Raw genomic sequence first — 23622 nt, 5'->3', positions numbered from 1 at the left:
GAAGACGAATAAGCGCAGGTCATCTAGCCTGGAGAGGTGCCGATGAGTCATACCGGCGCACTCTGACGCAACGGAGCGATCCCAGAGAAGAAAGCGACTGCCGATGATCCTGGCGGCTCAGCTCAGCGATACCCACTTCGACCTCAGCGCGCGTAACACCGAACGGGTGGAGGCGGTGATGGGCTACCTGGCGGACCTGCCACGCAGGCCCGACGTCATCCTGGTGACCGGCGACATCACCGATTCCGGCACGCCGGAGCAGTACGCGCAAGCGCGCCTTGCCCTGCAAGCGGACATCCCCGTGTACCTGCTGCCCGGTAACCACGACGACCGCGCGAACTTCCGCACCGCACTGCTGGGCGAGCCGGCCTCGACCACTCCCGTCAACAGCGTCCACCGCGTCGGGGCGCTCACCGTCGTCATGCTCGACTCGAGCATCCCCGGTGAACCCGCGGGCCTGCTGGGCGAGGACACCTTCGACTGGCTGCGCGCGACGCTCGCCGAGGCGCCGGACGGACCGATCCTGGTGGCCCTGCACCATCCGCCCAAGCACGTGTTCAGTCCCGTGGTCGATGTCATCGCGCTCGCCGATCCCGGCCGGCTGGCCGCCGTGGTGGCGGGCGATCCACGCATCGTCGGCATTCTCACCGGCCACGCCCACGCCCCCATCGCGACGATCTTCGCGGGCAAACCCATGATCACCGGTCCCAGTACGGCTTCCGTCCTCGGCGGCGAATGGGAAGTGACGCCACCCCACCGCGTCATGGACTACGCACCCGACCCGGCCATCGCGCTGCATGTCATCGACGAGAACTTCGGCCTGACAACTCATTTCCGCACAGTCGCGATGGGCGGCTGGCTGTCCGAACCCCCACCCGCCTGACCGCCCGGCCGATCCGCGGCCGCCCGCAGCAACTCCATCGTCCGGGTGACGACCGGGTTGTACGACTCGGAGTCCTTGATGTGCGCGCAGATCGTGCGGCGCGGCGTCGGGTTGGTCAGCTCCAGCGCGCGCGAACCGGGTGGCAGGTCCGTCGCGCCGAGGCGGGGGACGACGGTAATGCCGACTCCGCGCGCCACGAATCGCAGGGCCGACGGATAGTCGGTGGTCTCCACCACGAACCGGGGAGTGAAACCCGCTGCGGCGCAAGCGTTCAGCATTGCCTGCCGGCAGGGGCCGTGGCTGGTGTCGTTGTCGATCCAGCGGTATCGCTCGAGTTCGGCGACGTCGACGGTGGTGCGTGTCGCGAGTTCGTGGTCGGCGGGGACGACGGCTACGTAGGGCTCGGTCATCAGGTCGCGGTGGGTGTAGCCGGAGATCTGGGCCGGTTTGCCCAAGCGCACCGTGAGGGCGATGTCGGGACGGTTGCCCGACACCGCGGCCAGTTCGTCGACGATGCGCAGGCGAACCCTGGTGTCGGGGAATTCGTGGGTGAGGGTGGCGACCACGTCGGGCATCCAGTTGGTGCCCGCCGAGCTGAACGAGTTGATCGTGATCCGGGTGGCCTTGCCCGCGCGCAGGTCCGACACCGTCGACCCGAGCGCGGTCAGCTCGTCGAGCACCTTGGCGGCCTCCCCGGCGATCACCCGGCCCGCCGGGGTCGGCACCACGCCGCGACCGACCCGTTCCAGCAGCTGCAAGCCGGTCTCGCGCTGGAGTGCGGTCAGGTGCTGGGAGATCGCCGACGGTGAGTAGCCGAGGGTCGAGGCCGCCGCGGCCACCGAGCCGGTGGCGACCACGGATCGGAAGATCATCAAGCGGTGCGTGTCGATCATGCGAGCTCCTCGATTCAGTTCTACTGAATATTAGATGGCGAATACCCGCTTGTGCTTACCTCTTCACGGGTCCACCGTAGAGGCATGAAGTCACGCCTGCCCGCTCTCGCCCTGGTCGCCGTGATGCTCGCCTGGGCATCGTCGTTCGTGATCATCCGCGGCATCGCGCCCTACGTCTCGCCCGCGGCGATGGCATCCGGGCGGCTGCTCGTCGGCGCCGTCGTGCTGGTGCTGGTGCTGGCGTTTCGCGGCGGCCGGATGCCGCGCGGCACGGCGCTGTGGCTCACGATGGCCTACGGTGCACTCTGGTTCGGGCTCTACACCGTGCTGGTGAACGCCGCCGAACAGCATCTCGACGCGGGCACCACCGCCCTGCTGGTGAACATCGCACCCATCGTGGTCGCCGTGCTGGCCGGGTTGTTCCTGAACGAGGGCTTCCCGCCGCTGCTGGTCGCCGGCATCACGGTCAGCTTCACCGGCGCCGCGACCATCGCGTTCACCGGACCAGGACAGCGCGACCGCATCGGCGTGCTGCTCGCAGTGGCGGCCGCCCTGCTCTACGGCATCAGCGTGGTGGCGCAAAAGCTGGTGCTGCGGTCCACCGACCCGCTGACCGCGACCGCCCTCGGCGCGGTCGCCGGAGCCGCTGTCCTCCTGCCGTGGGCACCGAAAATGGCACACGAGCTGGCCGAAGCCCCGCTCTCCGCCACCATCGGCGTCGTATACCTGGGCGTGGTCTCGACCGCACTCGCCTTCCTGCTCTGGGCCTATGCCCTGGCCCACACCCCCGCGGGAGTCACCGCGTCCTCGAGCTACGCCGTCCCAGCCCTCGCCATCGTCATGTCCTGGATCTTCCTCGCCGAGGTCCCCACCGCCACCGCACTCCTCGGCGGCACCCTGTGCCTGACCGGCGTCGCGATCGCGCGCTTGCGGCCGAGCATGTTCCATCGACGCCCACAGTCCGCCCCCGTGCACCAGGACGGCGCCGCCCCGGCGCTCCGGTAGCCGACACGCCCGCAGGCAACCCCACACAACCTCCACATCAGCCCCACACCCACACACCCGGCCCCCTGGCAGACTGGACACGTGAGAGACAAGCCCGCGGGTCTGCCCAGCGGTCCCCTGCGCCCGATCGAACTGGCGAGCGGCGCGGTGATGGCCGGACTCACCGTCGGCCTCATCACCGTGGGCTCACTGGTTCCCATGGCGGCCGCGTTGCAGCTCGTCGCAGCAGTGCCGTTGGGCCTGCTAGCCCAGCGGTATCGGCTACGAGCACTGATCACGGCGACTGTCGCGGCCACGCTGGTCACCTTCGTGGCCGCCGGTGTGATGCCCGCACTCGGCGTCATGGGCGCGGCCACCCTGGCGGGAATCATCGGGACGGTGAAGCGCCGAGGCGGCGGATTCCCCACGGTGTTCGCGCTCGGAATCGTCGCCGGCGTGGGCTGGGGCCTGTTCTCCGTCGGCAGTCTGCTGGTCTTCTCACGAACACGCGACCTGTTCTTCGACGCGATCCGCAATACCGCGAAGGGCATCGAGAATCTGGCGGGCCGGTTGCCCGCGCTGGAGCCGCTCGGCCGGATGGCCGCCGACGCCGTCGACGTGGTGCTGCGCTGGTGGTGGATCTACGTCGGCGGTACGGTGGCGCTCGGCGTGCTGGTCAGCACGGTGATCTCCTGGTTCGTGCTCGGGGCGGTACTCGATCGCCTCGCGTGGTTGCCGGGCAGCGATCGACTCGACGCGCCGCTCGACGATCGGCCGGTCGGTCCGCTGCCGGTATCCCTGCACGGAGTCGGCTATCGCTACGAGGGCACGAATATCGACGCGCTGGCCGGCATCGACCTCACCATTCGCCCGGGCGAGTTCGTCGCCGTCGTCGGCCACAACGGCTCCGGCAAGTCGACCCTGACCCGGGTTCTGGCAGGCAGGCCGCCGACAACGGGTGCGGTGGACCGTCCCGGTTCCGCGGGCTTGGGCGCGCTCGGCGGGACGGCGCTGGTCCTGCAGCGACCCGAGAGCCAAACTCTCGGCGTCTCGGTCGCCGACGATGTGGTGTGGGGCCTGTCGGCGGAATCCGCCGCCGCGGTCGACGTCGACGCGCTCCTCGCCGAGGTCGGCCTCGCCGACATGGGCGCCCGTGAGACCGCCACCCTCTCCGGCGGCCAGCAACAGCGCCTCGCCGTGGCAGCCGCGCTCGCCCGCCGCCCGGCGCTGCTCATCGCCGACGAAGCCACCTCGATGATCGACCCCGACGGCCGTCGCGAGCTCGTCGCCCTCCTGGCCGAACTCCCGCGCCGGCACGGCACCGCCGTGGTCCTGGTGACCCACCACGAAGCCGACGCGACCGCCGCCGACCGGGTGATCCACCTCGCCGACGGCCGGATGGTCGACCACCTCGCGAGCTGGCCCCACCCGGCCCGCGACCAGCGCCGCAGGGCGATGGGCGCCCCCGTCCTCGAACTCGCCGACGTGCGCCACACCTACAACCGCGGCACACCGTGGGAAGCACCGGCCCTGCACGGTGTCGACCTGTCGGTCCGCAAGGGCGAGGCGCTGCTGATCGTCGGTGGCAACGGATCGGGCAAATCGACGCTCGCCTGGATCATCGCCGGACTGATCGCGCCGAGCTCGGGACGCTGCGAACTGCGCGGCACCGCGGTCGACAAGCAGGTCGGCGGGGTGGCGCTGGCCTTCCAGCATTCCCGCTTGCAACTACAGAAGCAGACAGTCGGCGCGGAGATCGCCGACTGGGGTGGGCGGGCGACCGGGTCCGGCGCGGTCGGGCAAGCGCTGGACGCGGTGGGGCTCGACCGCCGCCTCGCCGCCCGTTCGGTGGAGGAACTCAGTGGCGGACAGGCCAAGCGGGTGGTCCTCGCCGCGATGGTGGCGAGCAGGCCGCAGGTTGTCGTCCTCGACGAACCGCTGGCGGGCCTGGATCCACAGGGCCGCGCCGAGATCGTGGAACTGCTCGCCCGGCTGCGGGATTCGGGGCTGACGTTGATCATCATCTCTCACGATGTCGCGGAGATGGCGATGGTCTGCGACCGCACGGTGCACCTGGACGACGGTGTGGTGGTCTCGGCCGACGGCCACGCGATCCCGAGAACCGAACGCGCACTCGACAAGCCGGCCTTCGTCGCCGGCCTGCCCCTCGGCCGTCGCGGTGACGAGGGCGCGACGGCACACACCAGCGCACCGAAAGGCACCACCCCATGAGCACAGTGCTGCTGCGTGAAGTCCCGGTCGACAGTGTCGTGCACCGCCTGTGGGCAGGCACGAAGATGATCGCCGCGTTCCTGATCAGCCTGCTGCTGATGTTCCTGCCGTCCTGGCCGGTGCTCGGCGTGATCACCGCCTTCCTGGTGTTGATCTGGGTACTCGCGCGGCTGCCACTCGGTGCGATCCCCCGGCTGCCGTGGTGGTTCTGGGGACTCGTCGTGCTCGGCGGCCTGATCAACGCGCCGATCGGAATGAAGGCGGTGCTCGGCTACACGCAGATCTTCGTCTTCGGAATGGTCCTGGTGGCCGCCTCGTTCCTGATCGCCTTCACCACGCCGATGGGCGAGATCGCCCCCGCCCTCGCGAAACTCGGTGCGCCGCTGCGTAAGTTGCGTCTGCCGGTCGACGAATGGGCCGTGGTCGTGGCGCTCACCCTGCGCGGATTGCCGCTGCTGTTCGACGAGATCCGGGTGCTGCGCGCCGCACGCCGACTGCGCCCCAAGGACAATCTGATGCACCGCGCCGCCGACAACCCGCTCATCGACATCCTCACCGCGTGCATGGCGGTGTCGTCGCGGCGCGCGGGCGAACTCGGCGAGGCGATCACCGCCCGTGGCGGCACCGGCATGCTCACAGCCCATCCGAGCGCTCCGCACCGCCGCGACGCCATCGCACTCGGCGTGGTCGTGGTGGTCTGCGCGGGCGCCGTGGCGCTGAGCAACATTATCGGCTGAGCGCAATACCCCGAATTCACTGCCCCGAAACCCTGGTGCAAGCTATGGTTCGTCACAGAAATCGAGCTAGGCAGCTTCACGCGCCGGTCACGAAACTTTCTCGGGGGAAGTCATCACCACGGCGCCTGTTCGAGCAACTCACACCTGATGAAATCCAGATGGGAAATGTTCACATGATCATCCGCAAAATCGCCGCGGCCGCTGTCCCGGTGCTCGCCGTCGCGCTGATGGGAACCGGAGTCGCCGGGGCCGACCCGGTGACGCCGAATGTCGATTACCGCACCGAGGTCGTCGGCAACACCCTCATCACCACCCTCACCCACGGCACCTTCGCCGTCACCGGCGGTGCGGTCGAGATCCGCGACGAAGCAGGCGCCACCCTGATGTCGATGCCACTCTCGGTCCGCGACGGCAAGTTGGAGTACCCGCTGCCGCACGCGGTTCGCGACGACGGCCACGTACTCGAGCTGACCGCGGTCAAGGACGTCGCCGCGGCCAAGCCCAACCTCACGCCGGTCGCCTCACCCGCCGAAAACTATGCGGCACAGGCGAACTTCGCTTCCACCTTCGGCCTGGCCACCGCCGTCGGCAGCTTCGTCGGCATGGGCCTCGGCGCGGTGATCGGCCTGATCGTCGGCGGTGTCCTCATTCCCGGTGTCGGTGCGATCCCGGGCTTCGTCACCGGCGCCAGCGTCGGCGGCATCATCGGCACGATCATTGTCGGTGGACCCGCGCTGGTCATCGCGGGCATGGACCTGATCAACACCCTCCAGGCGCCGGCAGGTACCACACAGTGGGCCCAGCAGACCAAATAGTCTGCGCCACAGTTCGATTCCTCCCTCGCACCGGCGCCTACACTGGCGTCGGTGCGACAAGGAAACGGACTCGACATTCCCGATAGCCTCGGCGATCTGTGCGCGCCCGACCGGATGGCGCTGATCGTCTACGACATGCAGGTCGGGGTTCTCGGCCAGCTGCCCGACGGCCAGGAGATCACCGAACGCGTCGTGCGAGTGGTCGACGCCGCCCGGCGCGGCGGCTATCCGGTGATCTTCCTCCGGCACTTCTTCCCGCCACGGCGACTGACCGGTGTGTACGGGATGCGGCTGCTGATGAGCTGGCAGAACGCCGAATCCGTCGACGACGTGGCCTTCATTCTGCAACGCGATACGCCCTCGTTCGAGCTGGTGCCCGAACTGGTGCCACGCGAAGACGAGTTGGTCTTCGACAAGATGTCGATGTCGGCCTTCGAGGGCACACCCCTCGCCACCCTGCTGCGTGATCTGCGGATCGGCTCCTACGCCATCGCCGGTGTGGCACTCGAAATCGGGATCGCGCCCACCGTGACCCACTCCACCGACCTGGGTTTCGTGCCCGTGGTGATCGGTGACGCCTGCGGCGGCCGCGACAAGGAAGCGATGGCGCGCGCCTACGACGACTTCGCGTTCCAGGGCAATGCGCTGGTCACCGATGTCGAGACGATCTCCGCCCTGATGACCGGAAACTGACAACCCGGCAATCTCTCAGCACTGGATTTTCGGCCGCCTCGGATCCGAGGGACGAGACGGAACGCCGAAGGCGCAGTCTCGTCCCTCGGATTCGAGGCCCACAGGGCCGAAAATCCCGCGGCGCCAGCCGCCGAAAACTCAGTCTCGGATGGCGTTCTTGGCGGCGTCCTGGGCGGAGTCGACCTGGCCGCTGAACTTGCCGCCGGTCTTCTCGTCGACCACGTCACCCGCCTTGTCGATGACGCCGTCGACCTTGTCCGCATGCTGGGCAGCCAGGTCCATCGCCTTGCCCGCCAGGTTCTTGAAATCCACCGCGCACTCCTCGTTGATTCGACACCGGGTACAACGCGATTACCGTAGCAACATCGCAGCTTTCACGGTGGGCATCATCGTGGCGAGCTCGTCACACCGTCCCATACGGGATGCCAGAGCCGTCCGGTGTCGGTCCACGCCTGGAACCGGACGGTGCCGGTGAGCTTCGGGGTAACCCATTGCGCGTCGTGGCGTTCGTCGGCGGTCATCTCGTTGGTGAACGGGGACGTCTCGCGCCGCAATCCGTCGAGCTCGGCCGCGATCCGACGCGACTGTTCGTCTCCGAATCCGGTACCCACCCGCCCGACGTAGATGAGGCCGTCTTCGTGCGGCATGCCGAGCAGCAGCGACTTGAACGGTCGTTTGTCGCTGCGCCGCCACCCGCCGACCACCACTTCGCGCGAGCGCCAGTTGCGCTGCTTGAGCCAGGTCTGGCTGCGTTTGCCCGGCTGATACACCGATTCCAGCCGCTTGGCCACCACCCCCTCCTGCCCCTGCTCGCGACTGGCCCTCATCGCCTCGGCGCCCGAACCATCCAGCAGCGCGGTGACATTCATCGACGGCGACAATCTGCCCAGCGCCTCGAGCACCGCCCGGCGGTCGGTGTACTTCTTGCGCAGCAGCGAGGTGCCGTCGAGGTAGAGCACGTCGAAGGCGATGAACACCGCGCGGGCCGAATCCGCTTGCAGCGCCGAGATATCCGAGAGCCCGGCGTCGTCGAGGACCACCGCTTCGCCGTCCAGGACCACCTGATGCCCGGCCAGCTCTTCGCCGAGGGCGGCCAGGCGCGGATAGCGGGCGGTCACCGTGTTGCCGGCGCGGCTGCGGACGGTGACGGTGCCGTCGTGGATCTCGACGATCACCCGGAAGCCGTCCCACTTGGTTTCGAAGCCCCAGTCCACGGGGGACAGCGATTCGATTTCGCCCGCGGTGGCCAGCATGGGCGACAGTCCGCTCGGGAAACCGCTGTCCACCACGGGTTCTCGACGGGTCTGGTCGCGCATGTAGTGCATCAGCCACTGGTCGCCCTTGGTCTGGATGAGGGCGTAGCGGCCGGACACCCGCTCGCCGTCGAGTTCGACGATCACCTCGTCGGAGCGCCATTTCTCGGTGACGTAAGTGCCCGAATCCCAGATCGTCATCTCCCCCGCACCGTATTCGCCCTGGGGAATGGTGCCGTGGAAGTGCAGGTATTCGAGGGGATGATCCTCGGTGCGCACCGCCAGGCGATTGTGTTTCGGCTCGGTCGGCGGACCTTTGGGCACCGCCCAGGAGGCGAGGACGCCGTCGTGCTCGAGCCGGACGTCCCAGTGCAGGCGGCGCGCGTGATGTTCCTGGATGACGAAGCGGTTGCCGGGTCCGGGCTCGGGGGTCGCCTCGGGGACGGGCTCGGGGGTTCGCTGCGGGTCGCGCATGCTGCGGTACTTGGTGAGCGAATCGTGGCGGGCAGTCGGCCGACCGGCCTCGGAGTCGGCGGGAAGCGGCGGATCGAGTTCGGCCAGCAGGTCGCCGTCGGCCTTCCAGCGGGCGAGCACCTCGTCGAAACGTAACTGGCGCAGCGTGTCCGAGTCCTCGATCTCGGACCAGGCGCGTGGAGCGGCGGCATTGGGTTCGGCGCGACCGCGCAGCGAATAGGGGGCGATGGTGGTCTTGGCGGCGTTGTTCTGGCTCCAGTCCAGGAACACCTTGCCCTTGCGGGCCGTCTTCGCCATGGTCGCCGTCACCAGATCCGGGTGCAGCGCTTCAAGATTGGTGGCTACCTGCTTGGCGACAGTGGACGCGCCACGCGAACTCACCGGCCGATCCAGCGGCACATAGACGTGAATTCCCTTGCTACCACTGGTCACCGGGAATGCCGGCATGCCGATATCGGCGACCATGTCGCGCACGGCGAGTGCCACTCGTGCGCAGTCCGCCAGACCCGCGCCGGGGCCGGGGTCGAGATCGAACACGATCCTGGTGGCCGGGCCGCGCTCGTCCGCGTCGAAACGCCATTGCGGCACATGGATTTCCAGCGCCGCCTGCTGCGCGAGCCAGGCCATCCCGGCCTCGGAATCGATCAGCGGGTACACCACCCGGCGGCTGGAATGCTCGATCGCGGACCGCTGGATCCACGCGGGCGCGTGCTCGGGCAGGTTCTTCTCGAAGAAATCGGCATGGTCGACCCCGTTCGGCCACCGCTTCCTGGTGACCGGACGGCCGGCGAGATGGGGCAACGCCGCCTCGGTGATCGCCGAATAGTAGGCGATCACCTCGCCTTTCGTCGTGCCGGTCGCCGGGTACAGCACCTTGTCGAGGTTGCTGAGCTCAACCTCGATGTCCGGTTCTCCCGGAGCGCCCCGAAATTCCCGGCGGACCATCGACGCGATCGGACGGCGGGGACCGTCTACCGATCCCCGCGCACCGAATCAGGCCTTGGGTCCCGGATCTGTCGGAGCGGGGCCGCCGGGGGCAGTGCCGGGACCTGCCTGCGGGGGCACGACCTTCTTGGCCGCGTCCTTGCCCTTCTCGATCTTGTCGCTGTACTTGCCCTTGGTTTTGTCATCGATGAAGGTGCCGGCCTTGTCGACCGCCTCATTGATCTTGTCGGCGTTCTGTTCGACCGCTACCTTGCCCTTACCGAGCAAGCCCTTGAGCGTATCCACGAGACTCATCTGACCGTGTTCCTTTCGAGGAAGGTTCTGAGCACACATCACCACTGTCGCGGCCCGACCGCTGGCATGGACCGAAATATGTCTCACCGCTATGGCATCGTAACCGCTGTTGGCGAGCAGCAACGAGACCCAGAAGAAAGGAGTTGATCGCGGATGGCGAGGTTCGACATCCCGGACGGATGGACGATGCAAGCCTACCGATTCGCGCTCGACCCCACCTCGCAGCAACAACCGGTGCTCCGATCGCATTGCGGTGCATCCAGGTTCGCGTTCAATCACATGCTCGCCCTGATCAAAGCCGTGATGGATCAACGCACCGCGGAACGCAGCTACGAGATCTCCGAGACCGAACTGACCCCGCCGGTCGGTTGGTCGCTACCCGGACTCCGCAAGGTCTGGAACCAGCGCAAACACGAACACGCGCCGTGGTGGGCGCAGAACTCGAAGGAGGCCTACAACTCCGGACTCGATGCCCTCGCCCGGTCGCTGGAAAACTGGGCTACATCCCGGACCGGTCTGAGAGCCGGTAAACCGGCCGGGTTCCCGAGATTCAAAACCGCGGGTCGGGCTCGGCGGTGCGTTCGGTTCACGACGGGGGCGATCCGGGTCGAGCCCGATCGCCATCACATCGTCCTCCCGCGGGTCGGGCGGATCAAGACACATGAGTCGACCCGCGAACTCGCGCGCCGAGTCGAGGCGGGAACCGCTCGCATCCTCTCCGCCACACTCGCCCAGGACTCGCGTGACCGCTGGTACGTCTCATTCCAAACACTTGTCGCCGCTAAAACCCGTCCCGGGCATGTCCACCGGTCACCGCGCCCGGTGGCCGGGGTCGATGTCGGGGTCAAAGCCGACGCGCTTCTGGTGATCGCGACCCCCGACGGCTGTGAGGTAGCCCGTGTTCAGGCGCCGAAACCCTTGACTGCCGCACATGCCCGGTTGCGGGTATTGCAACGGCGGGCGGCGCGTCAGCAGGGTCCGTATGACCCGGTTGCGAAAGCCCGGCGGCGGCCGTCGAAGCGGTGGCAGACCACCACCGCTCGGATCTGCCGAACGCGCGGACAGGCTGCCGCGATCCGCCGTGACGTTTTACACAAGACCACCACCCACCTGGCCCAGCAGTACCAGGTGATCACAGTGGAAACACTGAACGCAGCCGGGATGCGGTCTGCCGGTGGCGTCCGGGAGAAAGGGCTGAACCGAGCGCTCGCTGACGCGGCGCTGGCCCAAATCCGACAACTGCTGGCGTACAAAACTCGCTGGTACGGGTCGGTGTTGGTGGAAGCTGATCGGTGGTTTCCGAGCTCGAAGACCTGTTCGGGGTGTGGTGGGCGAAAGCCAAACCTGACCCTCGCCGACCGCGTCTATCGCTGTGAGTTCTGTGGTTTGTCGATTGATCGTGACCGTAATGCCGCGATCAACCTCGCCCGACTCGGCGAGACCCGCCTGTCCAAGGTGGGTGAACAGGGTTGTGCCGACAGTGGGTCGGTGCCAGGACGTGGAGCGATCCGCAAGTCCGAGCCCGCGCGAGCGGGCGAGGCAGGAGGCTGTGAAACGTCTACCCCGTCGCAGCGTGAGCTGGGTTCGACGCGGACCGCATCACCGCAAGGTGAGGCTGCCTGATGGAGCGTCTGACATTCGCGCACCACGGCAACGGTCACTCCACATCTTCCCACCACGAATCCCGTGGTGGGAGGTCATTCGGAACCACCCTCTGGCCCGGCTTGGGCACTACGACCGGAGTACCCGCATCCGCGGCCGCCGACACCAGGCGCCGGACGGGTTCGGACCAACCGTGGAAGGCCAGGTTGAACGTTGCCCAGTGGATCGGGACCAGCAGGCCGTAACCGGCGTCGCCGAGGCACAGGTCGGCGTGGGCACGCACCGCCTCTTCGGGATTCATGTGCACATCGGTCCAGCGCTCGTCGTAGGCGCCGATGGGCAGCAGCGTGAGGTCGAAGGGGCCGAGCACCGCGCCCGCCTGGGAGAACGCCTTGGTGTAGCCGGTGTCGCCGCCGAAGTAGACCCGCTTGGTCGGGCCGGACAGCGCCCACGACGCCCACAGCGTGGTGTTGCGGACGAGCCCGCGGCCGGAGAAGTGCCTGGCCTCGGCGCAGGTGATGGTGAGGCCGCGGTCCTCGGCGTCGCGACCGAGCGAGACCGAGCCACCCCAGTCGAGCTCGATGATCCGGTATTCCGGCACGCCCCACTGCCGCAGGTGCGCGCCGATGCCGGTGGGCACGACGAACGGCGCGAGCTGGGTGCGGACGAGTTCGTCGACGGTGGCCTTGTCGAGGTGGTCGTAGTGATCGTGGGAGATGATCACGGCGTCGACCTGCGGCACCTGCGCCAGCTCGCCGGGGACCGGGTGCAGGCGGGCCGGGCCGACCACCGGGGACGGGGAGACCCGTTCGCTCCACACCGGGTCGGCCAGCACTCGGTAACCGTCGAGTTCCACCAGCGCGCTGGCGTGCCCGTACCAGGTCACCGCGAGCTCGGCGGCCTGCTCGGGAACCGCGGGGGTGACCAGCGGGACGGGATTGGCAGGGCGGCCGAGGCGTCCCTTGGTGAGCCCCGACCAGATCAGCGACGGCGCGGCACCGGCGGCGAGCATCGAGCTCGGCTCGGTGTTGTGGAAACGGCCGTCGCGATAGGAGGACTTGCCGATCGCGGTCGGCGCGATCGCCGACGGGCCCGCACCGATCGAGGTGGGCAGGCCCCACACCGCGCGGGCCATCCAGGCGAGACCGAAGGTGCTCGCCAGCGAACCTGCCAGACGTGTGATCCGCATCAGCGCCCCACGAACTTCGCCGGGCGCTTCTCCTGCCGGGCCAGGCGGCCCTCTTTCGCGTCGTCGCTGCTCCACGCGGCCGCCAGCGCGGCCTGCTGCTGCGCGCTCGCCGGATCGCCGGTGCCGTCGTCGTTGAGCATCAGTTTCATCGCTTGCAGCGACAGCGGCGCCAGCGCGGCGATGGACTTTGCCCAGTCCTTGGCGTCGGCGAGGGTGCCGAGCTTGTTGGCGAACCCGTAGGCGTACGCGTCTGCGGCGGAGACGGATTCGGCGCCGAGCAGGATCGTCCGGGCCGGGCCGCCACCGATCAGGGCCGCCAGCCGCGACACCGTCCAGCGATCGACCGAGATGCCGAGCTTGGCGGCCGGCACGGCGATATAGGCGTCGGGCTCGATCACCCGCAGGTCCGAGGCCAGCGCCAGCTGCACGCCCGCACCGAGCGCACCACCGTTGATCGCCGAGATCACGGGGACCGGCACGGATTCGATCGTGTGCAGCATGTCGAGCAGACCGCTCAGGAACGACTCGGAGTACACCCCCGACAGATCGGCGCCCGCGCTGAAGATCGGCCCGCGGCCGGTGAGCACGATGGCACGCGCACCCTGTGCCACCGCGTCGAGCATCGCGGCGCGCAGTTGCCCGACCAGGTCCTCGTTGAGCGCGTTGCGCCGTTCCTCGCGCTGCAATTCGATGGTGATCACATCACCATCGCGGGTCACGCCGAGCATGCGTCCTCCCCAGAATCTCCCAGATTTCGTGGATGTTCACACTCTGCCACAGCCCGCCGACAACGCCTGGCAAGGCGATAGCATCGACGGCTGTGGCGAGGACGGATTTCGGCATCCTGGTGATCGGCGCGGGTCAGGCAGGGCTTTCCGCCGGTTATCACCTGCGCAAGCTCGGGCTGGTGCCCGAACACGATTTCCGCATCGTCGACCACGCACCGGGCCCCGGTGGCGCCTGGCAGTTCCGGTGGCCGTCGCTGACCCTGACCACCGTGAACCGGGTGCATGACCTGCCGGGGATGTCCTTCGCCGAGACACTGCCTGCGGGATCGGAGTCGGCGCGAGCCGCCAGCGCGGTGCCGCACTACTACGAGCTCTACGAAAAGCGCTTCGACCTGCAGGTTCAACGGCAGGTGACGGTGAAAGTCGTCTGCGATCGGACCGCCGACGGGCAGAGCTGCGCGGGCCGAGGCGAGGTACTACAGGTCGAAACCGAGGGCGCGGGCACTCTTCGCACGCGAGGTCTGATCAACGGCACCGGCACCTGGGAGCACCCGTTCGTCCCCCGATATCCGGGCGCCGGCACCTTCGCGGGCCGCCAGTTGCACACCCGCGACTACCGCACGGCCGACGAGTTCGCGGGCAAACACGTCGTCATCGTCGGCGGGGGCATCTCGGCGGTGCAGTTACTCGACGAAATCTCGCTCGTGACCTCCACCACATGGGTCACCAGGTCGGAGCCGCGCTGGCGGGAAACGCCGTTCGCCGAGCAGGACGGGCGCGACGCGGTGGCACTGGTGGAGGACCGCGTCCGGGCGGGCCTGCCGCCGGGATCGGTCGTCTCGGTGACGGGACTGCCGCTCGACAACCGCTTGCGAGCCGCCCGCGAGCGGGGTGTGCTGCGACGGCTGCCGATGTTCGAGCGAATCGAGCCCACCGGTGTGCGCTGGGCCGACGGCAGTTTCCAGGCCGCCGACGTGATCCTGTGGGCCACCGGTTTCCGGAGCTCACTGGATCATCTGGCACCCTTGCGGCTGCACGGACCCGGCGGCGGGATCACCATGACCGGGCGGTTGGCGACGCAGGTGGCCGTCGACCCGCGCGTCCATCTCATCGGCTACGGGCCCTCGGCCAGCACGATCGGCGCCAACCGGGCGGGCCGGGCGGCAGCCCGCGAGCTGACCGGCTTCCTAGGGCTCAGTCCAGACCGGCACTGAACGTCGACGGATCGGCGCCGACCCGCTTGCCCGAGTCGAGGCGGCTGATCGACTCCATCGCCTCGGCGTCGAGTTCGAAGGTGAACACGTCGAAATTCTCGGCGATCCGCGACGGCGTGACCGACTTCGGAATGACGATGTTGCCCAGCTGCAGGTGCCACCGGATGATGACCTGCGCGGGGGTGCGGTCGAGCTGCTTCGCGATGTCGACGATGGTGGGGTTGCCCAGCAGCGTGCCCTGTCCCAGCGGGCTCCACGCTTCGGTGGCGATCGCGTGATTGGCGTCGTATTGCCGCAGGTCACGCTGGGACAGCGTGGGATGTAGTTCGATCTGGTTCACCGTCGGGATCTCGCCCGCGTCGGCGATCAGGGTCTCGAGATCGATCACCCGGAAGTTGGAGACGCCGATCGAGCCGATCCGGCCCTGCGACTTCAGCGCCTGGAACGCGCGGAACGTGTCGACGTAGCGGCCGGCCGAGGGCACCGGCCAGTGGATCAGATACAGGTCCAGATAGTCCAGGCCGAGGCGCCGCATGCTGGTGTCGAAGGCGCGCAGGGTGCTGTCGTAGCCCTGGTCGGCGTTCCACAGCTTGGTGGTGATGAAGAGTTCGTCGCGGGGGATCCCCGATTCACGGATGGCGCGGCCTACGCCTTCCTCGTTGCCGTAGACCGCGGCCGTGTCGATACTGCGGTAGCCGACCTTCAACGCCTCGGCCACCACCCCGGTGACGTCTTCCGCGGGCACCTGGAACACACCGAAGCCGAGCTGTGGGATCACGTTCCCGTCATTGAGCACGATGGTGGGGACAGGGCTGCTCTCGCTGCGGAAGGTCACCCTCTCGAAGGTAGAAGTGGTTGGGTGTGGCGTCAACGACGGCGCGTCGCGTGTTTCCCCGTACCGAGAAGCGGGGCGCTGGTCAGGGGATTGCCCGCGATTCAGTACACAGCTCCGGCCAGTCCGATTCGCCGGTATCGGCGCTGCCTCAGCGTGCGCAGTTCGGCGGGCTCGTAGGTGCGCAGCGCCGCCAGTTCGGCGGCGATCGCCAGGACCGTGCGACGGGCGAAGGCCACCGGTTCGTCGGCGGCATCGGGGTACTCCTCGACGATCCGGTCCACCACCCCGTCTTCGAGCAGGTCAGCCGATCTGATGCCTTGTGCGGCAGCCATTTCCGGTGCGTGCGCGATATCGCGGAAGACGATGGCGCTCGCCCCTTCCGGCGGCAGCGGGGCCAGCCAGCCGTGCCTGGCGGCGAGTACCCGGTCGGCGGGCAACAGCGCGAGCGCGCCACCGCCGGTGCCCTGGCCGAGCAGCACGGAGACGGTCGGGGTGTCGAGGGTGACGAGATCGGCCAGGCAGCGCGCTATTTCGGGGGCGAGCCCGCGTTCCTCGGCCTCCTTGGACAGGGCTGCGCCGACGGTGTCGATGACCAGCACCAGCGGCAGCCGCAGTTCTCGCGCCAGGACCATCGCGCGCCGCGCCTCGCGCAGGGCTGCCGGGCCCATGGTGTGCTCGCCCTCCTGACCGGATCGGTCGTGCCCGAACACAACACACGGTTGACCGGCGAACCGGGCCAGGGCGAGCAGGACAGTGCGATCGGACTCACCACGACCGGTCCCGCTGAGCGGAACCCGTTGTGTCGTATGGCGAAGCAGGTCCCGAATGCCCGGACGGCCGGGCCGCCGCGAACTCAGCACCGAATCCCAGGCGCCGGCAGTCGGATTCGCCGGGGTCGACGGACTACGCACCGGCGCAGCCCAACCCGGCTCGGTCGTCATCGGGACGACAGCGCCGGCGGCGACGCTCATCGCCCGGTGTGCGATCCGCCGGAACACCTCCACCGTCACCACACCGTCGATCACACCGTTGCGATAGAGGTTCTCCGCAGTCTGCACGCCGGGCGGAAACGGCCTGCCGTACAAGGCTTCGTACACGCGAGGGCCCAGAAACCCGATGAGCGCGCCGGGCGCGGCGAAGGTGATGTGTCCCAGCGACCCCCACGACGCGAACACTCCACCCATCGTCGGATCACGCAGATACACCAGATACGGATGCCCCGCCGACTTGTGCACGGCCACCGCACCCGCGATCTTCACCATCTGCACGAAAGCGACTGTCCCCTCCTGCATCCGAGTGCCGCCGGAGGTCGGCGAGGCGATCAGCGGCAGCCCGAGTTCGGTGGCGCGCTCGACGGCACACACGATCCGCTCGGCCGCTGCCACCCCGATCGATCCGGCCAGAAAGGCGAACTCGCAGGCGATCACGGCGACTCGCCGCCCGCGCAACAACCCCTCCCCCGTCAGCACCGCCTCATCGGTCCCTGCCCGATCGGCCGCCGCGATGAGGTCCTGGCGATACCGCGGTGACACGGCAGGCTCGATCGGCGCCCGGTCCCAGCTCACGAAAGAGCCCGCGTCGAGCAACTGGCCGAGTAAGTCATCCGCCGACATCCGCACGCTCCGAGCGTAGCCGGGCAGGTTCGACCACAGTCACGAGATCTCAGCGATGCATTGGGGCATCTTGACAATATGTTGTGTTTTTACAACACTTCATTAGGTGAGCCCAGTCAGAAGAGGGGAAACCCTGCCGATCTTCAATCGCATCGCGGTGTTGCGCGCGGAGCATCGGATGAGCCGGGCGGCGCTTGCCGAGGCCGTCAACGTGAATGTCCAGACGATCGGCGCGCTCGAGCGTGGCGATCACTATCCGAGCCTCGATCTGGCGATGCGCATCTGCGATGTGTTCGCGCTACCGATCGAAGTCGTGTTCTCCCGCAAGGAATTCGGGCCGCTGTCGGCCGAGCTCTACCCACGCACGAAAGGCGAGACGCCATGACCAGTACGCTCATCGACCGCTACCAGAACTATCGGGTCCGGCGCTGGCTCGTGCAGGAACAACGGACAGCGGGGATGCTGAAGAGCTGGCGGTCGCTGCACCGACGGCGGATTCTCGTGGTGATCGTGACGATCGCGCTGCTCGGGATCGCGGTCGCCGGAGTGATGCGCGCGCTCGATCTGTTCGGGGCGCCAGGAGTCGCGATCGTCTCGGCACTGGTGTTCCTGCCGAGCTGGACGATGCTGCGGATCGCTTCGGGCGGCCAGGATCACGCGCCCGACCAGATGCTCGACGAACTGGAGATCTCCGAGCGCAACAAGGCCCGCTCGGCGGGACTCGCGCTCACCCAGTCGCTGACCATGGCACCGTTGGCGTACCTGATCTTCGGCAGCGCGTTCTCACCGGAGGCCGACGCCTATCGCATCGCCTACGCGGGCGGATTGATGATGCTGGCCACGATCATGGCCGGCGGCTGTGCGCCGGCGATGATCCTCGGCTGGACCCGGCCCGATCCCGAACCGGAGTCCTGAACTGGTCCCGAACGAAGAGCGGGGCTGCGGCCTTCATCGCAGCAGCCCCGTCCATCAGCGCAGAGACTCAGCTCAGTAACCCTGCATGACCTTGCGCAGCGCGTACTCGGTCAAGGCGACCAGGGCCTGCTTGGCCGGTTCCCGGCGACGGGCGTCGATCGACATGATCGGCACGTCGGCGGGAACCGCCAGGGCCTGGCGGATGTCCTCGAGCGGGTACTTCGGCGCGTCGTCGAACTCGTTGAGCGCCACCAGGAACGGCAGCCCGCGGGCCTCGAAGTAGTCGACAGCGGCGAAGCTGTCTTCGAGCCTGCGGGTGTCGACCAGCACCACGGCGCCGATGGCGCCGCGGATCAGGTCGTCCCACATGAACCAGAACCGGTACTGGCCCGGCGTACCGAACAGGTACAGGACCAGGTCGTCGGCGAGGCTGATACGGCCGAAGTCCATCGCCACCGTGGTGGTGGACTTCTGCGGAATACCGGTCAGGTTGTCGATTCCGGTACTGGCGTTGGTGACCAACGCCTCGGTGCGCAGCGGAACGATCTCCGACACCGCGCCGACCATCGTGGTCTTACCCACACCGAAGCCGCCGGCGACCACAATCTTCGCCGAAGTCGGCTTGGCCGTGCGGGTATCGACCTGCGCCGTCGAATCAAATACGCCGGAGTCCACTGAGAACCCTTTCGATCAGCTCGCGACGTTCATCGTCGCTGGAATCGTCTTTCAAAGTTGCCGAAACCCGGACGTGGCCGGCCTCGATCAGATCGGCTACGAGTACCCGGGCCACCCCGATCGGGATGTACAGCTGGGCAGCTATCTCGGCAACGGACGGCGATTGCCTGCACAACTCCACGATGGACGTTTCGAGGTTGTTCAGTTCGTACTGCCGCTCCATGGCGACCGGATGCGATGCGACGAGTGCCTCCAGCGCCAACTCGACCGCCGGCCTGGTGCGGCCGGCAGTCAAGGAGTACGGGCGGACGAGGCTGGGCTCGGCGCTCCCCATGCGGTGATCGTCTATGTCCATCCCACCATCAGGAACCCATCGTGACGCGCGGCGTGGCCTGGACCGTCTGGCCAACGCGCTCGACCAGAAGTGCCATTTCGTAGCCGACCTGACCGATGTCACACGAGGTGTTGGTCAGGACCGCTAGGTAGGAGCCGTCGCCGACTGCCATGAGCAGCAGGTATCCGTGCTCCATCTCGACGACGGACTGGAGTACCGTACCGCCTTCGAACAGATTCGACACGCCGACGGAAAGGCTTGCCAGTCCGGCGGTCACCGCGGAGAGCTGCTCCGCGCGGTCGACCGGGAGCTGAGCGCTCGCGGCCATCAACAGTCCGTCAGCCGAGACCAGGACGGCATGGGCTACGCCAGGAACCTCGTTGGCGAAGTTCGAAACCAGCCAATCCAGCTGACGGTTCGTACCACCTAGATCGGGGTTCATCGGTCTCCTTTATCTCCGGTTAGGTTCATTGCCTTCATTGCGCGGCCATCCCGGACACCCTGCTGGTGACGACTCAGGCTGTTCCGGATCGTGGCGGGATCGCGTTGCTGCGGGGTGCGATCAGCGGTGCCGCTCACACCACCCGGCACAAGCCTTCCGCCCGGACTGCGCTGAGGCAAGCCGGCGGCGGTACGCACCTCGGACTGAGCTTCGCTGGCCGCACGTGCGGCCTGCCAACCCTCGTCACCCGGTGATTCGAAAGCGGCAGCCATCTGGTTCCGGTCGGAATTCTCGTCCGTGAGCCACGCCGACATCATCTCGGCGAAGATCGGCGTTCCGCCCATCACGGAATCACCTTCCGGTGCCGGCTGCAACCTGGTCTGGAAGAACGACGCAGCCTTGACCGGATTGGACCGGAAGCTGTGCCGACCCGGATCACGCCCTGCCGACGCAGCGTTATCCGGCCCCGCAGGGTCCCGATCCCGTTGCGGCAGAGCCACTCCTGGCCCGGCGGTCGCCTGCGGTACAACACTAGCCCCGGGATCGCGCTGCGGCAGCCCATTCGGCGCAGCCGCACGTTGGGGCAGGCCGTTGGGCGCGTCCCGCTGCGGTTGACCCGCGGCCGGAGCGCGCTGGGGCAGACCGTTGGCGGCCGAATCCTGCTGCGGCGCAGGGGTAGCGCGCTGCGGCAGACCATTGGCCGGACGGGCGGGCTGGGCACGCTGCGGAAGTCCGTTGGCCGGATCACGCTGTGGCAGACCACCGGTCTGCTCAGGCTGCGGCAGTCCAGTGGACGGATCGCGCGGCGGGAGGCCGTTGGACGGGTCGCGCTGCGGCAGACCGCCCGTCTGGTCCCGCTGCGGTAGGCCGGTCGACGGATCACGCTGCGGCAGACCACCGGTCTGCTCACGCTGCGGGAGACCACCGGTCTGATCGAGCCTCGGCAAACCACCGGACTGATCCCGATGCGGCAGCCGCGGCGCGGGATCGCGCTGCGGCAGACCGCCGGAGGCGTTGCCCCGCTGCGGGAGGCCGGTCGACGGGTCACGCTGCACGGGCTCGGAATCACGCTGCGGCGCAGCGCTTCCCTGACCACGCTGCGGCAACCCGGTCGACTGCGCCGGATCACGCTGGGCGTTCGCGGCATCGCGCTGCGGCAGACCCGTTGCCGGATCACGCTGCGGCAGGCCACCGGTCTGTTCACGCTGCGGGAGGCCGGTCGACGGATCGCGCTGCGGCAGACCCGTTGCCGGGTCACGCTGCGGCAGACCGCCGGTCTGCTCCCGCTGCGGTAGCCGCGGCAACGGATCGCGCTGCGGCAGACCGACCGAAGGATCGCGCTGCGGGGCGCCATTGGCGCCCGGCGAACGCTGCGGCAACCCACCGGGGGTGCTCCCCCGCTGCGTCTGTGCCGAATCGCGCTGAGGCGGCGCCGAGTCGCGCGGCGACTGCACGGGCGGCTGCGCGGAATCCCGCGACGGCGCGCCGTTCGCACCCGGCTGACGTTGCGGCAGCCCACCACCGGCCTGCGGCAGCCCACCGGGCTTCTGCTCACCCGGACCCTGCTGACCCGGCCCGGCGGGCGGACGCTGCGGTCCACCCGGTGCCAGGGTGCGCTTGGGCAGGCTCGCCGCGGCGAGCTTGCCGCGCTGGGGCACGTTGCCCTGCCCCGGGGTGGGCGGACGCAGCGACGGCGACGACTGCTCGTTCGCGTCCTGGGCCGCGCCCGACGCCATCGAGTTGCCCGGTTGACGTTGCGGCAAGCCACCACCGGCACCCGCAGGGGGCCCGCTGGTGCCGGGATCGACGGTGACCATCACGTTGCCACCCGGGGTGCGGGTGATCGCGCGGGTCTGCATGGTGCTGCTCGGCTGCTGCTGCGGGTTAGGCCGCTGCTGCTGCGGTGCGGGCGCGTTCTGCTGCTGCTGCAAAGTCTGCGGCGCCACCACCGGGCCACCGGCACCGGCGACGATGAGGCCGACCGGCACGTGCACGGTGACGGTGACGCCGGGATCGCGCGCGGTATCGAAGGTCGGGCGAAGGCGCACGGTGAGCCCGTGGCGCTCGGCCAGCCGGCCGACCACGAACAGACCCATGTGGCGGGCGGTGTCGGGACCGGGCTCGGCGGTCTGCCCGAGCCGGTGGTTGATCTCCGACATCTCCGCGGGCGGCATACCGATACCGCGGTCGGCGACCTCGATCAGCAGGCCCTGGTCGTGCGCCTGGGCGAAGGTGAACTTGACGTCGGTCTCCGGCGGGGAGGCCCGCAGCGCGTTGTCGAGCAGCTCGGCGAACAGGTGCGCCATATCGGAGGCGGCCGGTTCCACCAGCGAGCCGCGCGGCGTGGCGCCGAGCTTGACCCGCTCGTAGTCCTCGACCTCGGAGATCGCGGCACGCAGCACGTCGGCGATCTCGACCGGGGCCGACTTGGTACGGCGCTGCTTGGTACCCGCGAGAATCAGCAGGTTGTCACCGTTACGGCGCATGCGCGCGGCGAGGTGGTCGAGCCGGAAGAGGTTCTCGAGCAGGCGCGGGTCCTTCTCGTCGTACTCCATCGCCTCGATGAGGGTGAGCTGATGGTCGACGAGCGACTTGGACCGGCGGGCCAGCGTCTCGAACATGTCGTTGACCTGCGAACGCATCTGCGCCTGGTCGCTGGCCAGGCGCAGCGCCTGACCGTGGATATCGTCGACGGCGCGGGCGAGCTGGCCGATCTCCTCGTCGGAGCGCACCGGCATCGGCTCGAGCGGCACGTCCTCGGGCGCGGCGCCGTTACGGAGCTGGGCGACCTCGTGCGGCAGATCGGACTCGGCGACGCGCAGCGCGGCCAGGCGGAGGCGGTGCAGCGGCACGATCATCGAGCGGGCGACGAACACGGCGAGCAGCAGCGCGGCCAGGATCGTCGCGATGACGACAGCGGTATAGGTCCAGGCACCGGTGGCGGCCGCATCGGTGAGCTCGTCCATCGAGACCTCGATGGCCTTGGTGGCCTCGTTCACGACGCCTTCGTAGGCCTGCAAGCTCGAGTAGAGCGAGGTACGCAAGTCGCCGACGGGCAGCTTGCCCGCGGACACCTCGGGACTGCTGATCAGGTTCGCCCGGACATCGGCCTGAGCCTTGAGGTCGGCGATCACCCGATCGCCGTCGGGAAAGCGGTTGGACAGCACGTCGAGCAGATGGCTCTCGGTCGCGACACCGGTGAGGAAGGTCTGCGCCCCCGTGTCCTGCCCACGCAGCATCCCGGCCAGACCGGCGAGCTCGTCGACGAGCACCGAACGCGTGTTGAGCGAGTCGACCAGACGCAGCTTGGCCGTGTCCATCACCGGATCGCTCACCTGAGCGATGGTGGTCTCCACGATGCTGACGCTGTCCTGGGTCATCTGCTCGACCCCGGAGAGCACCGGCTCGGCGGACGTCGACAGCGCCTTACCCTGCGCGCGCACGTTCTTGGCCTGCTTGACCATCCGCTCGAGCGCGCCGTGCGCGGCAGGCAGATCGGTCAGCCGACCGAGCGAGGTCTCGGCCGCGGCGACCGCGGCGTCGAGATCGGCGAGGTCCTTGTCGGTGACCAGGGTGACCCCCGGACCGGCCGGCACCAACTGGCTGCCGGCCACCTTCGCCGTGCCTGCACTCAGCGCGGTGACCGTCGGAATCGTGTCTACCTGCTCGTTGATACTGGAGAGCCGGTTGGCCTCCGAGAACTCGGAGGTAATTCTCGACACGCCGAGCCCGACCGCGACCGCGAGTGGCACGGCAAGTACGGCCGTAACCTTCCAACGCAGGTCCCAGTTGCCGAGCGCCCAGCGTTTGCTGCCGGACCTAGCGGCGTCACGCATCTCCCACTCACTTTCCAAACTGGCCTCGTACCGTGC

22 protein-coding genes are annotated in these 23622 nt (G+C 68.4%); 10 read left to right on the top strand and 12 right to left on the bottom strand.

The annotated features are described in order from the left end of the window. Positions 1 to 103 precede the first annotated feature (103 nt). Positions 104 to 883 carry a metallophosphoesterase gene (locus ACFULV_RS14200; protein ID WP_378632062.1) on the top strand — a complete coding sequence of 260 codons (780 nt, stop codon included), beginning with the start codon at positions 104 to 106 and terminating at the stop codon, positions 881 to 883. Here ACFULV_RS14200 and ACFULV_RS14195 read toward each other — a convergent pair. Further along, a complete protein-coding gene (locus tag ACFULV_RS14195) occupies positions 829 to 1776 on the bottom strand; it encodes a LysR family transcriptional regulator (RefSeq protein ID WP_378632060.1) in 948 nt (315 codons plus the stop codon). The two genes, ACFULV_RS14200 and ACFULV_RS14195, sit on opposite strands and share 55 nt — an antisense overlap. A gap of 84 nt (positions 1777 to 1860) precedes the next feature. Between ACFULV_RS14195 and ACFULV_RS14190 the strand changes: the two genes are divergently transcribed. From ACFULV_RS14190 to ACFULV_RS14170, 5 genes are all read left to right on the top strand, one after another. Beyond that, positions 1861 to 2781 carry a DMT family transporter gene (locus tag ACFULV_RS14190; protein ID WP_378656497.1) on the top strand — a complete coding sequence of 307 codons (921 nt, stop codon included), beginning with the start codon at positions 1861 to 1863 and terminating at the stop codon, positions 2779 to 2781. 81 nt (positions 2782 to 2862) lie between these two features. Further along, a complete protein-coding gene (locus tag ACFULV_RS14185; protein WP_378656494.1) occupies positions 2863 to 4992 on the top strand; it encodes an ATP-binding cassette domain-containing protein in 2130 nt (709 codons plus the stop codon). Continuing rightward, positions 4989 to 5729, top strand: a complete 741-nt coding sequence (locus ACFULV_RS14180; protein WP_378632053.1) for an energy-coupling factor transporter transmembrane component T family protein — start codon at positions 4989 to 4991, stop codon at positions 5727 to 5729. Before ACFULV_RS14185 ends, ACFULV_RS14180 begins: the two co-directional genes overlap by 4 nt. 173 nt (positions 5730 to 5902) lie before the next feature. Continuing rightward, entirely contained in the window at positions 5903 to 6544 is a 642-nt protein-coding gene (locus tag ACFULV_RS14175; protein WP_378656492.1) for an ammonium transporter, read from the top strand. Between the two features lie 51 nt (positions 6545 to 6595). Next, on the top strand, positions 6596 to 7237 hold the full coding sequence (locus tag ACFULV_RS14170) for a cysteine hydrolase family protein (RefSeq protein ID WP_378656489.1): 642 nt from the start codon (positions 6596 to 6598) through the stop codon (positions 7235 to 7237). A 138-nt stretch (positions 7238 to 7375) separates the two neighbouring features. On the opposite strand, the gene ACFULV_RS14165 is transcribed toward ACFULV_RS14170, so the two are convergent. The 3 genes from ACFULV_RS14165 to ACFULV_RS14155 form a co-directional block, all read right to left on the bottom strand. Beyond that, positions 7376 to 7549: an antitoxin gene (locus tag ACFULV_RS14165; RefSeq protein WP_101464487.1), complete on the bottom strand. Its 174-nt coding sequence runs from the start codon at positions 7547 to 7549 to the stop codon at positions 7376 to 7378. Between the two features lie 74 nt (positions 7550 to 7623). Beyond that, a complete protein-coding gene (locus ACFULV_RS14160; protein ID WP_378656486.1) occupies positions 7624 to 9909 on the bottom strand; it encodes an ATP-dependent DNA ligase in 2286 nt (761 codons plus the stop codon). Positions 9910 to 9957: 48 nt separating this feature from the next. Continuing rightward, complete coding sequence (locus ACFULV_RS14155; RefSeq protein ID WP_301904870.1) at positions 9958 to 10203, bottom strand: antitoxin; 246 nt, start codon at positions 10201 to 10203, stop codon at positions 9958 to 9960. A 153-nt stretch (positions 10204 to 10356) separates the two neighbouring features. Here ACFULV_RS14155 and tnpB point away from each other — a divergent pair, with 153 nt between their 5' ends. Beyond that, on the top strand, positions 10357 to 11826 hold the full coding sequence (tnpB, locus tag ACFULV_RS14150) for an IS607 family element RNA-guided endonuclease TnpB (RefSeq protein WP_378656483.1): 1470 nt from the start codon (positions 10357 to 10359) through the stop codon (positions 11824 to 11826). 34 nt (positions 11827 to 11860) lie between these two features. On the opposite strand, the gene ACFULV_RS14145 is transcribed toward tnpB, so the two are convergent. Together ACFULV_RS14145 and ACFULV_RS14140 are read right to left on the bottom strand one after the other, a co-directional pair. Then, on the bottom strand, positions 11861 to 12994 hold the full coding sequence (locus ACFULV_RS14145) for an MBL fold metallo-hydrolase (protein WP_378656481.1): 1134 nt from the start codon (positions 12992 to 12994) through the stop codon (positions 11861 to 11863). Then, complete coding sequence (locus tag ACFULV_RS14140; protein ID WP_378656479.1) at positions 12994 to 13722, bottom strand: enoyl-CoA hydratase; 729 nt, start codon at positions 13720 to 13722, stop codon at positions 12994 to 12996. The genes ACFULV_RS14145 and ACFULV_RS14140 overlap by 1 nt, the downstream gene beginning before the upstream one ends. A gap of 32 nt (positions 13723 to 13754) precedes the next feature. Between ACFULV_RS14140 and ACFULV_RS14135 the strand changes: the two genes are divergently transcribed. Beyond that, positions 13755 to 14936 carry an NAD(P)-binding domain-containing protein gene (locus ACFULV_RS14135; RefSeq protein ID WP_378656476.1) on the top strand — a complete coding sequence of 394 codons (1182 nt, stop codon included), beginning with the start codon at positions 13755 to 13757 and terminating at the stop codon, positions 14934 to 14936. Here ACFULV_RS14135 and ACFULV_RS14130 read toward each other — a convergent pair. Then, entirely contained in the window at positions 14917 to 15771 is an 855-nt protein-coding gene (locus ACFULV_RS14130; protein WP_378632035.1) for an aldo/keto reductase, read from the bottom strand. The genes ACFULV_RS14135 and ACFULV_RS14130 overlap by 20 nt on opposite strands. Positions 15772 to 15872: 101 nt before the next feature. Further along, complete coding sequence (locus ACFULV_RS14125) at positions 15873 to 17384, bottom strand: carboxyl transferase domain-containing protein (RefSeq protein WP_378632033.1); 1512 nt, start codon at positions 17382 to 17384, stop codon at positions 15873 to 15875. A 106-nt stretch (positions 17385 to 17490) separates the two neighbouring features. Here ACFULV_RS14125 and ACFULV_RS14120 point away from each other — a divergent pair, with 106 nt between their 5' ends. Together ACFULV_RS14120 and ACFULV_RS14115 are read left to right on the top strand one after the other, a co-directional pair. After that, a complete protein-coding gene (locus ACFULV_RS14120) occupies positions 17491 to 17769 on the top strand; it encodes a helix-turn-helix transcriptional regulator (RefSeq protein WP_364578900.1) in 279 nt (92 codons plus the stop codon). After that, positions 17766 to 18299, top strand: a complete 534-nt coding sequence (locus ACFULV_RS14115; protein ID WP_378632030.1) for a hypothetical protein — start codon at positions 17766 to 17768, stop codon at positions 18297 to 18299. The genes ACFULV_RS14120 and ACFULV_RS14115 overlap by 4 nt, the downstream gene beginning before the upstream one ends. 72 nt (positions 18300 to 18371) lie before the next feature. On the opposite strand, the gene ACFULV_RS14110 is transcribed toward ACFULV_RS14115, so the two are convergent. From ACFULV_RS14110 to ACFULV_RS14095, 4 genes are read right to left on the bottom strand one after another with little or no spacing between them, the layout of a single operon-like run. Beyond that, positions 18372 to 18974 (bottom strand): ATP/GTP-binding protein, encoded by a 603-nt coding sequence (locus tag ACFULV_RS14110; RefSeq protein ID WP_174551063.1) that lies wholly within the window; start codon positions 18972 to 18974, stop codon positions 18372 to 18374. Further along, entirely contained in the window at positions 18955 to 19329 is a 375-nt protein-coding gene (locus ACFULV_RS14105) for a DUF742 domain-containing protein (RefSeq protein WP_056818578.1), read from the bottom strand. Before ACFULV_RS14105 ends, ACFULV_RS14110 begins: the two co-directional genes overlap by 20 nt. 7 nt (positions 19330 to 19336) lie before the next feature. Beyond that, entirely contained in the window at positions 19337 to 19750 is a 414-nt protein-coding gene (locus tag ACFULV_RS14100) for a roadblock/LC7 domain-containing protein (RefSeq protein WP_011207200.1), read from the bottom strand. After that, positions 19747 to 23586: an ATP-binding protein gene (locus ACFULV_RS14095; RefSeq protein WP_378656474.1), complete on the bottom strand. Its 3840-nt coding sequence runs from the start codon at positions 23584 to 23586 to the stop codon at positions 19747 to 19749. Before ACFULV_RS14095 ends, ACFULV_RS14100 begins: the two co-directional genes overlap by 4 nt. Positions 23587 to 23622 lie beyond the last annotated feature (36 nt).

Origin of the sequence: Nocardia sp. NPDC057272 (genome assembly GCF_042668615.1) — a bacterium.
GTDB lineage: Bacteria > Actinomycetota > Actinomycetes > Mycobacteriales > Mycobacteriaceae > Nocardia.
This window is presented reverse-complemented; position numbering and strand designations above follow the sequence as displayed.